Origin of the sequence: Capnocytophaga sp. ARDL2 (assembly GCF_041530365.1) — a bacterium.
GTDB lineage: Bacteria > Bacteroidota > Bacteroidia > Flavobacteriales > Flavobacteriaceae > Flavobacterium.
Genome location: NZ_CP168034.1, coordinates 1,569,403 through 1,583,221, shown reverse-complemented (window position 1 = coordinate 1,583,221; position 13,819 = coordinate 1,569,403). Strand labels below are relative to the sequence as shown.

The window sequence follows — 13,819 nt, the reverse complement described above, 5'->3', positions numbered from 1 at the left end:
CTAGAAGCACCCCTATAAAAAACTTCGCCAAAGGTGTGAGCCAAACTGGCATTTACTTTGGCGAAGTTAAATTGCTTGTCCCGAGTCATTCGGGATCAATTATCAATTGTCAATTGTACATTGTACAACGCATACACCCTCTCATTAATTTCCTTATCCGTGGCTGTGATTTGGGTGGTGATGGCTTGGGCTTTTTGTTGCTCCGTGAGGAAGTATTCCTCCCATTCGGCTTCTTCGGAGAGGGAAAGTTTTATTTTGGCTTTAGCGAGTTCTTTGACAAAGGCAGCAAAAGACAGCTCGTGCCAGTTTAGCAGTTTGGTAGAGAGTTTTTCTATCTCAAATTTCCTTAGCAACATCCTTATAAACCTGCCTTTTAGTTCATGTAAATCTTTGTTTAAAGACAACATTTGGTCAGCAAGAGCGATGAAAGGTTGTTGGTCTTCTTCTGATATTTTTGGGATTTTTAATAACTGTAAATCAGTCATTAATATTTGTGGAAATGCTTGTTGATTAGTAATCATACTTTGTTTAACAACATATGATAATAATTCTGAATTCATCAATGCTAAAAGATAAGAAACATTAATACTTTTATCAACTATTGATACTGAATATAATGTACTTTCAGTAAAAGCAATTTCATTTAACAAAGTACAACATAAATAATCTCCCGTTCTTCTCACCATTATCCTTGGGAATACTTCATATTTTTCTTTTTTCTTTGTTCCTCCTGTTATTACAAGATTATCATAATTAGTAAAAAAATTATTTTTAATTGAATATCTGTCAATACAGTTTCCAAGTAGAAACAAATCTGGGGATTCTAATGTTTTTTCACTAAAAATAAAATTCTTTCTATCTTTAACTGCCATTCCTTTAAAACTATCTGCAACATCTGACAACAAAGGAAAATCACATCTATTGTATTTTTCAATTATAGGGTTTTCCTCTTTTATTAAAGGCTTAATTTCTCTTTCTTTTGTAAATAAAAATTCTTCAAAATTAATAACATAATTTTTATCTTTCTTAAATTCAAAAATCATACTCCCTGTTGTTGCATCAGCAAACACCCAATCTTCAAAATAAATAGCTTTATAAATGAAACCATTTTCATTCATAAATTTCACACAATCATCATAACTTCGTGTTCTTAAAAAACCTTCAGGAATAATAAAAGAAATCAAACCATTTTCTTTAACTAAATGAACAGATTTTTCATTAAATAAAGTATATAAATTTTTAGAATTAGCACTTTTAACACTTTGATATTCAACAATATAATATTCAAGCCATTTTCTATCTGTATTATTTTGAGTCATATTCACATACGGCGGATTTCCTATCACCACATCAAAGCCACCTTTTTCAAATACTTGTGGAAAGGCTTTTTGCCAGTCAAAAGCCTTGTCTCCTGCAATTGCTGGGTCAGCAATCAGTGAGTTGCCGCATTGGATATTTTTACTTAAATCGTTGAGCTTTCGGTTCGGTTGTGCAGTACGCAACCATAGAGAAAGCTTGGCGATCTCTACAGATTCTTCGTTTAAGTCCACCCCAAAGAGGTTGTTTTCCAAAATGTGGTTCTCAACTTCGTGAAATTCAAAACCTCCTCCAAAGAGATTGCGTTCCAACTCATCTATATAATGATGCTCGGCAATGAGGAAGTTCAACGCCTCGTTCAGAAAAGCACCACTACCACAGGCTGGGTCTATGATGGTAATCTCCAACAGCCACGCTCTGTAGTCTTTGAGTTTTTGCAGGAGCTGTTCTTTGGTTTTCTTCGTGGCAGTAGCGATGTATTCTTCGTCTATGACGCCCAGTTCGGTTTTCTTTTGCGTACACAGTTTGCCGACCGTATTATCGACAATGTATTTGGTGATGTATTTTGGGGTGTAAAAGACACCGTCGCGTTTGCGTTTTGAAACCGTTGGGGCAAATTGTAATTTGCCCTCTGTTTCGGGCGAATTGCCCATATAATGAGGCGAATTGCTATTCACCCCTACCGACAATGTGGACAAGATCGTTTGCATTTCATCCAATTCGTTTAACGAATTTTCAAATATATGCCCCAAAATATTGACATCTACTTCGCTGTCAAAATCGTATTCGGACAACTTTTTGGTGTGGGTATAGAGCACCTCATCGTCTATTTTTACGGTATCGAGGATTTCGTCGGGCTTGAAGAGTCCGCCGTTGTAGGCAAAAATGCCACGGTCTTGATTTCCCGTATTGAGATACCCAAAATACTGCAAAAATCGATTGTACAAAGGGGTGTAAGCGTCTAATTCTTTGAGTTGTTTCCATTGGGAAAGAATTTTTCGTACGGCATTGGCGGGGAGTAATCCTCGGTCTTCGGCAAAGAACAAAAACAGAAATCTATCCAATAGTTTCTGCGATTTTTTAAACAATACCATCGCATCCACCTCGGGATTGAGCACACAGAGGTTGACAAATAGCGATTGTTTGAACTGCGAATAGTCTTTATAGAGTTTTTGGGTAATGTTTTCCTCTTTTGACACCGACTCTTGTTTGATTTTCAATGGAATATCTTGGGTGATATTTTCCACCGCCAAACAGAGATACAGGGTTTTGAACTGATTTTCGGTCAATGTAAACAGGTCAAATTCTATAAATTCTACGGCATCATGTACATAAAACCTCAGTTTGTGAAAATTGGAAGTAATCACATACACACATCCCGGCTGATTGACCTTATAGCCAAACGCCTGAGCTTCTATTTTGCTAAGGTCAGTGATATTGGTACCTTTGAGTTCGATGACGGCTTTTACCTTTTCGTCGATGAGGATGGCACCGTCAGCTTTTTTGCTGTCTTTGATGTTTTTGAGTTCGGTGGTGAGGTTAAACCCTTCGGCAGGGTTTAGCGTATAACCGAGGATATTTACAAACAAATCACGGAGAAAGCCCTCTTGGTATTGTTCTTCCTTGGCATTGCGGATATTGTCCTGAATTTTAGGGTTATGAAAATGATGTTTATAGACTTCCCAACGCTGAGAAAGAGTGTCCGCGTTTTGGGTTTTTAGGTATTTATGGAGAACTGTTTTTTGGAACATGAGCTTTATTGTAATTCTATTTTTTTATAAAAACGATTTTTCTGACTATTAAATAATCTTTGTAAAACAATTTGTAGATATTATCTCACGTAAACTACCACAGATTTTTTATTTTAAAAATAAAAAAATTCAAAATAATGAAAATATCTGTTATATATGCTAAAATCAGAGTAAGCGTAACGAGGATAAAACAAAAATATCTGCGTGAAATAATCACCTGCAAAGATACAATAAAAGCAAAAAAATAACCATCTAAAAAGACGGCTACCAAACAGAATAAAAGAAAAAAAGGCAAGCGACCTACATCGCACCGCTACAACCACATACCTTTGCTGCGTTCCCACCCTGGAGGATTCTGCAGGAGCTGGTCGTGTAGGACTTGCCAGTGCAAATGTAGGAATAAATTTTATAATAGCAATATTTTTCTAATAAAAAATTTAGTAGTAATATTGCATAAATATAATTTTCACTGAAATGAACAACTATAAAATACTAACATTAGCCTGTGTAACTACCCTATTCACAGCATGTAACGACAAAAAAAACACACCTGACTTGATTGTAAATTTTGATACTACTCTATTGAAAAATAGTTATCAATCGGGTGAAAAAATCGATTTAAAAGTGATTGCACCCGAAAATAAAACCATCGATTCGGTGCAATATTTTCTAAATGATGTAAAAATTACTTCATCAAAAGGAGCAAATCCTGATTCTTATACTTTGGAAAATGTAAAGTTTGGAGCGAGAATTTTAAAATCTTTGGCATATATTGATGGAAAATCATACGAATCGTCTTTGGAAATAAAAATTCTTCCTAAAGATGCTCCTGAGATATGGTCGTACGGTATCATCAACACCTTTGACCACGACCAAACTGCCTATACACAAGGTTTGGAATTTTACGGTGGCAATCTCATCGAAAGTACTGGAAACGGTGCAGGTGCATCGGGTAAACGTGGGAAATCGAGCATAAGAAAAGTAGATCCAAGAACGGGTGCGGTATTGAAAAAAGTAGAATTGGACGATTCAATCTTTGGTGAAGGAGCTACCGTTTTGAACAACAAAATCTATCAGTTGACCTACAAAAACAACGAGGCGTATGTATATAACGCTGAAACTTTGGAAAAAGAAGCGACATTGCCTTATTTCAAAAACATGGAAGGTTGGGGATTGACCAACGACGGTACCTATCTATATATGACAGACGGTACGGACAAATTGTACAAAATCAATCCGAAAGATTTTTCATTGGTAGAAGAATTGTACATCGCAACCGAGAGAGGTACTGTACCTACCATCAACGAATTGGAATGGGTAAATGGAAAGATTTATGCCAACTTTTACGGTACGGATTTGATTGGAGTAATCGACCCAACTACAGGTCGTGTAGAAGCTGTAATTGATTTCAAAGGGTTGAAAACAGACCTAAACGACCACATCGACCAAGACGTTTTCAATGGTATTGCGTACAATCGTGCAACGGATACATTTTTCGTTACAGGGAAAAATTGGGATAAGATTTTTGAAGTACGTATCAATAAATAATTATAAAAATAATAGGTTGCTCAAAATGAGCAACCTGTTTTTTTTAAAAACACATAGGTACATAGTTCACATAGGTTATACTACCCACAAGAGTCTATGTTTTCCCTTTAGAATAATTTCATATTCAACAGGATGAACTCTATAAGCGTAGTGTCTCTGTTTCTGCGTGGTGAAAATCTATATGATAAAAAATTTACTGTATAAAAAACAAATTCAAATCTTTTGAATCGGTATCAAACCACTTCCCTACTATGGCGTTTACCAATATCCCATGGTACAGATAAACCCCTGTACGGAAGTAATAATCGTGTTGTAAATAATCTTCCAAACCACCATTTTCGGCTATGTTCAACACAAAAGGCGACAGCAAATTACTTATTGCCATACTTGCTGTACGTGCATATCTCGAGGAGATATTCGGAACGCCGTAGTGCAACACGCCGTATTTTTCGATTACTGGTTTTTGATGCGAAGTTACCTCAGAAGTTTCTACACAACCTCCGTTGTCGATAGCTACATCGATAATCACCGCTCCTTTTTTCATTTTTTGCACCATTTCTTCACTTACAATCATTTGAGCTCGATTTTCACCATTTACAGCTGCAATCAATACATCGCAACGACGCAAGGCTTTGGTCAATGGTTTTTCTTGAATGGTAGATGTGGTCAGTGTTACCCCTAGATTTTTCTGCAAACGCTTTAATCGGTGAATCGAATTGTCAAAAACTTTGGGATAAATCCCCATAGCCAATGCTGTTTTACAAGCATATTCTCCCACGGTTCCTGCTCCTAAAACCACAATTTCTGTCGAGGGAACTCCGGTGATATTTCCCAAAAGCAATCCTTTCCCTTGATGATAATTGCTCATCCATTCGTTGGCAATATGAATCGAGGCAATTCCAGCAATTTCACTGAGTGAATTGAGAAACGGATAGGCATCGGTTTTGTCTTGAATCAACTCAAAAGCCAAAGCTGTGATTTTCTTTTTTGCCAATTTTTGCAACCATTCTTTCGATTGCAATTTAATTTGCAAAGCCGAAATCAAAGTACTTTTCGGTGTCATTAAGTCAATTTCTTGAATCGTAGGCGGTGCTACTTTCAAAATCAACGGACATTTCATCACTTCTTCCTTAGAAAAAACGATTTCAGCTCCTGCCTCGCTGTATTCCACATCAGTAAAATTGGCTCCATCTCCTGCTTGAGATTCTACTTTTACTCTGTGTCCAGCGTTTACGAGCATGCCGACCGCATCGGGCGATAAACACACGCGTTTTTCTACCGAAAAATCCTCTTTAAGAATTCCGATGTGCAGTGCTTTTTTCTTTTTAGAAACATACAATTTCTCTTCTAAAGGGATAGCTGCGGCTTCTGCCAATGGCGATAATATTGACATAATTATTCAAATTTTATGGTGCGAGAAAAATCTTCATTGATTGCAATACTTACTTTATGATGTGGAAAATCCAATATACTTTCGATACGTTCTGGCCATTCGATCAAACACAAATTTTCCGAATCTAAATATTCTTCTATTCCAAAATCATAGGCTTCTTCTTCGTCTTCGATACGGTACATATCAAAGTGAAAAATATCTTTTCCTTCTTCGTTTTGATACGAATTTACAATGGAAAAAGTAGGACTACTTACTTCGTCTTTCACTCCCAATTGTTTGATGATTTCTTTAATAAGGGTGGTTTTTCCAGACCCCATTTCTGCGTGAAATGCCACAACTGAATACTTGAGATTTCCAATAAGTAGTTGGGCTATTTTTGGTAATTCTTCTAATTTATATTGTTGTTTGAACATGTTTTTATTCGCTTCACTAATTTTTCCTCTCGCAGATTACGCTAATTTTCGCAAATGTAATATTTGTTATATGAGTTTATTACTTAGCTTCATGTATCTATAAATTTTAAAAAACAATCACTTACCATTTTTTAAAGATAATTTTAAACATATAGGGCACAGAGGGCACATAGTCTATTTTACCTTTGAAAAAATCTATGTGTACTATGTATCCTATAGTGTACTAACTATTCTAAAATAATAAGTATGTAATTGAGTAATAAACTCTATTTGTTTTTATTATTTCATAAATTTATTCCGTGTAAATCTGAGGAATCTGCGAGAGCTTCACTTGCTTCCTTGGGCTTAATGTAACAATTGGTACAATCATTTCTTCGAGCGAAATCCCTCCGTGTTGATAGGTATTTCTAAACAATCCCACATAGTGATTGAAATTGTTTGCATAGGCTAAAAAGAAATCATTTTTTGCAAAAATAAACGAACTACTGATATTTATTGCAGGTAATTGTATTTTTTTAGGGTCTTTTACCACATAAACATCTTTTTCTTCGTAAGTGAGTGAACGACCGGTTTTGTATCTCAAATTATGACTTGTCTGTTTGTCGCCGATTACCTGCGATGGATTTTTACAATTAATCGTTCCGTGGTCGGTAGTCAAAATCAATTTAAAATCGTAATAATGTGCCTGTTTGATAATGTCAAACAATGGCGAATTGATAAACCAACTCTTTGTCAATGAGCGATATGCCTTGTCATCATTTGCCAATTCTTTGATGACATCCATTTCGGTTTTGGCATGCGAAATCATATCTACAAAATTGTACACCAAAGCAACCAATTTTTTTTCTCGGTGCGATTTGAAATGTACGGCAAACTTTTTACCATCTTTCAACGAGGTGATTTTTATATATTTAGGGGTAATATCCAATCGATTTCTGCTGATTTGTCCCAAGAGAAATTCTTCTTCAAAAAGATTTTTTCCACCTTCGTCCACATCATTTTTCCAATATTGTGGATATTGCTTTTCCATTTCCAAAGGCGTAAGACCAGAGAAAATCGCATTTCTTGCATACTGAGTAGCGGTTGGCAAAATGGAATAATACATTTTTTCTTGGTCTATTTTGTAATATTCGGTAATGGTCTGTTCCAGAGCTTTCCATTGGTCGTAACGCAAATTGTCAATCACCAAAAACAATACTTTTTGATTTTTTTTCAACTCGGGAATCACACATTCCTTGAACAATTGGTGAGAAAAAAGCGGTGCATCGTCGTCGTCATTGATCCAATTTTCGTAATTTTTTTCCACAAATCGTCCAAAGAGATTATTGGCTTCCACTTTTTGCGAAGCGAGAATTTCCAACAAATTGGCATCTTTGGTATCTTCTAATTGCATTTCCCAAAACACCATTTTTTTGTATATTTCCGCCCACTCTTGATGCGTACGAGCATTGTTGAGCTCCATCGAAATATTGCGAAATTCTTTTTGATAATCGAGCGAAGTTTTTTCAGAAACCAAACGAGAAGTATCGAGATTTTTCTTTAAACTCAACAAAATTTGGTTTGGATTGACCGGTTTAATGAGGTAATCGGCAATTTTTGAACCAATTGCTTCGTCCATAATGTATTCTTCCTCACTTTTGGTAATCATAATCATCGGCACTTGCGATTTGATTTCTTTCATTTCAGAAAGTGTTTCCAAACCACTCAAACCTGGCATATTTTCGTCTAAAAAGACTATATCAAAGTTTTCGTTTTTAAAAAGTTCGATAGCATCCATACCGTTGGACGCCGTCTGTACAGAATATTTTTTCTTTTCTAAAAAGAGAATGTGGGGTTTGAGTAATTCGATTTCGTCATCTACCCAAAGTATTTTTATTTGATTGCTCATATTTTTGCTGTTTTGAAGCCTAATTTAGCAAAAAAATAAAAAAAAATGATAGAAATGTATAATATTAACGAAAATTAAGAATTAATCTATCTTTGGCAGTTCGAGCGATTTTTTGATAACAATGTATCTAAAAACGATAATAAACAAGATGCTAATCAAGGAAGTATATTCGTGCAAAAAAGAAATTTCTTTAATTCCTACAAACATCAAACTACCCAATACGCAAGGAATGGCGTAAATTTCTTTATGAAAAATAATAGGAATTTCGTTGCATAAAATATCTCGAATCACCCCACCAAAACACGCACTCATAACCCCAATGGCTACAACAATGGTATAGTGCAAAGGATAGTGAAACGACAAGGCGATTTCGGTACCGATGATGGTAAAAAAAGCAATTCCGATGGTATCGAAAACCAATAAGGGCTTTTTGAAATGATGCTTTTTTTTGCGGAAAATTACGGCAAATAAAAATCCTAAAAATACAATGGAAACATAGACAGGTGCTTGCATCCAAAATACCGGTGTGCGACCCAACATCACATCTCGCAAAGTGCCACCACCCAATCCTGTAACAAAGGCTATGATAAAAATACCAAACAAATCCAGTTTTTTATCACGAGCAGCCAATGCCCCAGAAATAGCAAAAACAAAAACTCCAATAAGATCTACAATATAAAAAATGTCCATGTATAATTATTGTAAAAAATGAAACAATTCGTCCACAATTACTGGTATGGGTCTATCAGCATTTACCGTGTGTTTGGCAAAACTATAAAAGTAATTTCTCTCCAACAAATGAGGTCCAACAAAGCTGTACAAATCATCAACAGATTGCAACAAAGGACGTTTTTTTTTTGATTTTTGCAATCTTTTTACCAACTCTTTTACATTTGATTTTAAATAAAAAGACGCTACATCCTCTCTTTGTAACAACAAATGATTGTTTGCATAACAAGGGGTGCCTCCGCCTAATGAAATAATCATCGATTGAGGAGAATCTACTAATTCTAATAAGGCTAAATGCTCTTGTTTTCTAAAGAAAATCTCTCCTTTGGTTTGAAAGATTTCGGATATAGGCAATTGATATTTTTCTTCTATGTAGCTATCCAAATCGATAAAAGTCAACTGTAATTTCGCTGCCAAATGTCTGCCAATGGTAGATTTACCTACCCCCATATATCCCGTAAGTATGATTTTTTGACTCATGTTATTCAATTCTCAAATTGATTAGATTTTCACGGTATTTTTTCATGATTTTTTTCTTGTAAACAATACCTTCTACTTTTTGTTGTTGGGTGATGATGACAAAATCTTTCTCATGTTGTTCCATCACTCTCAAAGCATAACTTGCCGAAGATTTGGTCGTAATCGAAGGAATTTGCTCTAAATAATTCGTGATTTTTTGGTATTTTATTTCAAAATTGTCAAAAAGTATGTTTTTTACCTTTTGATAATCGATGACTCCTACATATTGATTTTCATCGTTTACAATCGGAATAACCGTTTGAGTGTTATTTTTAAAAATCTCTTGTACATCCATAAACGATTGGTTGTAATGCAATGTATTGACCGAAACTACCAAATGCTGCATTTCGATTTTACTCAAAATATTTTGGTCTTTGTCTGAGGTGAAAACAATCCCCTTGTCTGCAATGTGATAAATATCCATCGAATATTTATCGTATCTCTTTGAAATAGAAAAACTCAAGGATGAAACAATCAAAAGTGGCACCATCAAACCGTATCCACCTGTAATCTCTGCAATCAAGAAAATCGCCGTCAAGGGAGCGTGAAACAATCCACTGAGAACGCCCGCCATACCTACAATGGTAAAATTTTCAATCGGAAGGTTTTTCAACCCCAACAATTCGATAAATTTTGCAACTCCATAGCCCAAATACGAACCTACGAACAAGGACGGGGCAAAGTTTCCTCCATTTCCTCCCGAACCCAAAGTCAGACCTGTGGCGATACATTTTACAAAGAATGTAAGCAATACAAAGCTCCAAACACCCCACGCATTATCACTAAATCTTGAAACAATGGTATTTTCCAAAACATAACTTCCTTTGTCTTCTGCCAACAATTTGATGCTCTCGTATCCCTCACCAAACAAGGGTGGAAAAATAAAAATCATAACCGCCAATATCGAAGCACCTAACAAGGCTTTTTTGTACGGCGACCATGCTTTTTTGGCTAAAATATCTTCTACTTTTCTAAAAGTTCGGGCGTGATAAACGGCAAAAAAACCTGCTAAAATACCCAGTAATATATAATAATGTGTGTTGGTATAATCAAATGATAACTGTTGCTTGAAAGATAGTAAAATATTATCTTTCAAGGTAATAGCCGAAACAATAGCACCTGTAGCCGATGAAATCATCAGAGGAATAAATGCCGAAACACTCATATCTGCCAACACTACCTCGATAGCAAACAGTACTCCTGCAATGGGTGCGTTGAAGGCGGCGGCGATACCAGCAGCCACTCCACAAGCCAATAAGAGCGTACGATTTTTATACGACAATCGATATTCTTGTGCAAAGTTGGAACCAAAGGCAGCTCCAGTAATCGTAATCGGTGACTCCAATCCCGCAGAACCTCCCATACCTACAGTCAGAGAGGAAGTGATGATTTGGGCATACATTTGTTTTTTGGGCATAATGCCCGATTTTTTGGCAACCGCAATGAGTATCTGCCCTGCTCCTTTTTCGATTTTCCCATTCAGTATTTTTTGTACTACCCACACGGTAAGCAAAATACCAATCACGGGAAAAATACTGTTACTAAACGGCAAATGATAAATTGCATCGATTTTGGTAGTCAATTCATATACAAAATGAGCGAAACTCTTCAAGAAAATCACAGCCAATGAAGAAGAAATTCCCACCAACACACAACACACATAAATAAACTGTCGCTCTGATAAAACATTTTTCAGCAAATACAAAATCCCCTCTACATTGCGAAGTATTTTCAAGAATGTGTGTTTCCAGCGTTGTTTGGTTGTTTTCAATTTTTTTTTTTTTACAAAATTACAAAGTAAGTTTTATTCAGCAAATTTCGATAAAATTACTGAAAAAAAATCAATATAAAATCCTTACATTTGCACAAAAAATAATACAAATGAAAGCATTAGTATTTCCTGGACAAGGAGCACAATTTTCCGGAATGGGAAAAGATTTATATGAAAATTATGAAATTGCTAAACAATTGTTTGACAGTGCCAACGAAATCTTAGGGTTTGACATCAAAAAAATCATGTTTGAGGGTACTGACGAAGAACTAAAACAAACAAAAGTTACTCAACCAGCTGTATTTTTACACTCTGTAATACAAGCTAAAACTATAGAAAACTTTACTCCTGATATGGTAGCTGGACACTCTTTAGGTGAGTTTTCTGCCTTGGTAGCAAGTGGTGTATTGTCATTTGAAGACGGATTGAAATTGGTTTCTCAAAGAGCAATGGCTATGCAAAAAGCTTGTGAAATCACTCCATCGACTATGGCAGCTGTTTTGAATTTAGAAGACGCTATTGTTGAAGATATCTGCGAAAAAGTAGAAGGAACGGTAGTTGCTGCCAACTACAACTGCCCTGGTCAATTGGTAATTTCTGGTGAAACGAAAGCTGTAGAAAAAGCCTGCGAATTACTAAAAGAAGCTGGTGCAAAACGTGCCTTGATATTGCCTGTAAGCGGTGGTTTCCACTCGCCTATGATGGAACCTGCAAGAGAAGAATTGGCAAAAGCTATCGAAAACACTACTTTCAACGCTCCAATCTGTCCAGTTTATCAAAATGTTACAGCTACCGCTATTACTGACCCTACGGAAATCAAGAAAAACTTGATCACTCAATTGACTGCTCCTGTAAAATGGACGCAATCGGTTCGTCAAATGATTGCTGATGGTGCAACTTCTTTTTCTGAAGTAGGCCCTGGTAAAGTTTTGATTGGATTAATCAACAAAATTGATAAGACAGTAGAAACAGTAAAATTGTAATTTTAACAATAAACTTTCATAAAAAACGGTTTCATATTTTTTGAAACCGTTTTTAGCATTAACTAATAATTCCCTCAATGTACTACGAACAACTCAATCAGATATTTCAATCGTTGGCAAACCCCGTGGAAGCTCAAGGAATGAGTGCATATATGAAAAACCTTTTTTCTTTTTACGGTATCAAATCTCCTATCAGAAAAGAGGCGTCTAAAGAAATTCTTTCACAATTGAAAAAAGAAAAGGAAATTCAATGGGATTTTGTACATAAATGTTGGGAAAACCCACATAGAGAATTACAATATGTTGCTCTTGAATACCTAAAGAGTATAAAAAAACGATTGACCCCTCAGGATATTCCTGCTTTGAAAAATCTGGCTTTGCAAAAATCGTGGTGGGATAGCATCGATGTTTTTGACCGTGTGATTGGTGATATCGTTTTGAGAAATCCAGAAATAGAAAATCTAATGATTGAATGGAGTTTGGACGAAAATTTTTGGCTGCGACGCATTGCCATCGACCATCAATTATTGAGAAAAAGCGACACCAATACGTCTCTTCTAAAGACGATTATACTAAACAATTTGGGACAAAAAGAGTTTTTTATAAACAAAGCCATCGGTTGGTCATTGAGAGATTATAGCAAAACAAACCCTGATTGGGTAAGAAATTTTGTGGAAAAATACAAAAATGAACTAAGCAATCTGAGTATCAGAGAAGCTACTAAATACCTATAAAAATTCTATGGAACATCAAATATTTGGAATCAGAGCCATCATCGAAGCCATTTTGGCAGGAAAAAATATTGACAAAGTTTTTATTCAAAAGGAAATAAAAAGTGATTTGATGCAAGAATTGTTTAAAACAATGAAATCGCACAATATCAACTTTAGCTATGTACCTATTGAAAAACTAAACAAACTAACCAAACAAAATCATCAAGGGGCTGTTGCAAGTATTTCTCCTGTTGAATTTGTTGACATAGAAACCTTGGTTGAAAGTACTTTGGAAAAGAAAGACAATCCACTGTTTTTGATATTAGACCAATTGTCAGATGCTCGAAATTTTGGTGCAATCATACGTACAGCAGAATGTACTGGAGTTGATGGCATCATCGTGCAAAAACAAGGAGCAGCCCCTGTAAATGGAGATACTGTAAAAACCTCAGCAGGTGCTATTTACAACATTCCTATTTGCAAAGTAGATCATATCAAAGATGCCGTATTTTATTTACAAGGTTCGGGGATAACAACCATTGCCGCTACCGAAAAGACTGATAATCATTTATATGATTTGGATTTAAAAGTACCGATTGCAATCATCATGGGGTCTGAAGACAAAGGGGTAAATCCTTCTGTTCTGAAAATTGCTGATAAAAAAGCAAAATTGCCAATGTACGGGGTGATTTCTTCATTAAATGTTTCTGTTGCTTGTGGTGCGTTTTTGTATGAAGCTATTAGGCAAAGATTTTCAACAATTAATGATTAAAAAAAACGAGGTTGTTATAATA

At 35.6% G+C, this 13,819-nt stretch carries 11 protein-coding genes and 1 other RNA gene; 4 read left to right on the top strand and 8 right to left on the bottom strand.

What is annotated here, in order from left to right:
- Positions 1 to 95: 95 nt before the first annotated feature.
- Entirely contained in the window at positions 96 to 3,068 is a 2,973-nt protein-coding gene (locus AB4865_RS08040; RefSeq protein ID WP_372472763.1) for an Eco57I restriction-modification methylase domain-containing protein, read from the bottom strand.
- A 286-nt stretch (positions 3,069 to 3,354) separates the two neighbouring features.
- Positions 3,355 to 3,453, bottom strand: an RNA gene (gene ffs, locus AB4865_RS08035) — signal recognition particle sRNA small type.
- Between the two features lie 89 nt (positions 3,454 to 3,542).
- Between ffs and AB4865_RS08030 the strand changes: the two genes are divergently transcribed.
- Entirely contained in the window at positions 3,543 to 4,616 is a 1,074-nt protein-coding gene (locus AB4865_RS08030; RefSeq protein ID WP_372472762.1) for a glutaminyl-peptide cyclotransferase, read from the top strand.
- 193 nt (positions 4,617 to 4,809) lie between these two features.
- Here AB4865_RS08030 and AB4865_RS08025 read toward each other — a convergent pair whose 3' ends face one another.
- The 6 genes from AB4865_RS08025 to AB4865_RS08000 all read right to left on the bottom strand — a co-directional run bounded on the left by AB4865_RS08025 (position 4,810) and on the right by AB4865_RS08000 (position 11,329).
- On the bottom strand, positions 4,810 to 6,009 hold the full coding sequence (locus tag AB4865_RS08025; protein ID WP_372472761.1) for an alanine dehydrogenase: 1,200 nt from the start codon (positions 6,007 to 6,009) through the stop codon (positions 4,810 to 4,812).
- A 2-nt stretch (positions 6,010 to 6,011) separates the two neighbouring features.
- A complete protein-coding gene (tsaE, locus tag AB4865_RS08020; protein WP_372472760.1) occupies positions 6,012 to 6,422 on the bottom strand; it encodes a tRNA (adenosine(37)-N6)-threonylcarbamoyltransferase complex ATPase subunit type 1 TsaE in 411 nt (136 codons plus the stop codon).
- 292 nt (positions 6,423 to 6,714) lie between these two features.
- Positions 6,715 to 8,310: a PglZ domain-containing protein gene (locus AB4865_RS08015; protein WP_372472759.1), complete on the bottom strand. Its 1,596-nt coding sequence runs from the start codon at positions 8,308 to 8,310 to the stop codon at positions 6,715 to 6,717.
- 81 nt (positions 8,311 to 8,391) lie between these two features.
- A complete protein-coding gene (locus AB4865_RS08010) occupies positions 8,392 to 9,000 on the bottom strand; it encodes a trimeric intracellular cation channel family protein (protein ID WP_372472758.1) in 609 nt (202 codons plus the stop codon).
- A gap of 6 nt (positions 9,001 to 9,006) precedes the next feature.
- Positions 9,007 to 9,519 carry a shikimate kinase gene (locus AB4865_RS08005; RefSeq protein WP_372472757.1) on the bottom strand — a complete coding sequence of 171 codons (513 nt, stop codon included), beginning with the start codon at positions 9,517 to 9,519 and terminating at the stop codon, positions 9,007 to 9,009.
- A 1-nt stretch (position 9,520) separates the two neighbouring features.
- Positions 9,521 to 11,329, bottom strand: coding sequence for a chloride channel protein (locus AB4865_RS08000; RefSeq protein ID WP_372472756.1), 1,809 nt, complete (start codon positions 11,327 to 11,329; stop codon positions 9,521 to 9,523).
- A gap of 110 nt (positions 11,330 to 11,439) precedes the next feature.
- Between AB4865_RS08000 and fabD the strand changes: the two genes are divergently transcribed.
- From fabD to rlmB, 3 genes are all read left to right on the top strand, one after another.
- Entirely contained in the window at positions 11,440 to 12,312 is an 873-nt protein-coding gene (gene fabD / locus AB4865_RS07995; RefSeq protein ID WP_372472755.1) for an ACP S-malonyltransferase, read from the top strand.
- A 77-nt stretch (positions 12,313 to 12,389) separates the two neighbouring features.
- Positions 12,390 to 13,046: a DNA alkylation repair protein gene (locus AB4865_RS07990; RefSeq protein ID WP_372472754.1), complete on the top strand. Its 657-nt coding sequence runs from the start codon at positions 12,390 to 12,392 to the stop codon at positions 13,044 to 13,046.
- A gap of 7 nt (positions 13,047 to 13,053) precedes the next feature.
- Positions 13,054 to 13,797 (top strand): 23S rRNA (guanosine(2251)-2'-O)-methyltransferase RlmB, encoded by a 744-nt coding sequence (rlmB, locus tag AB4865_RS07985; RefSeq protein ID WP_372472753.1) that lies wholly within the window; start codon positions 13,054 to 13,056, stop codon positions 13,795 to 13,797.
- Positions 13,798 to 13,819: the final 22 nt, after the last annotated feature.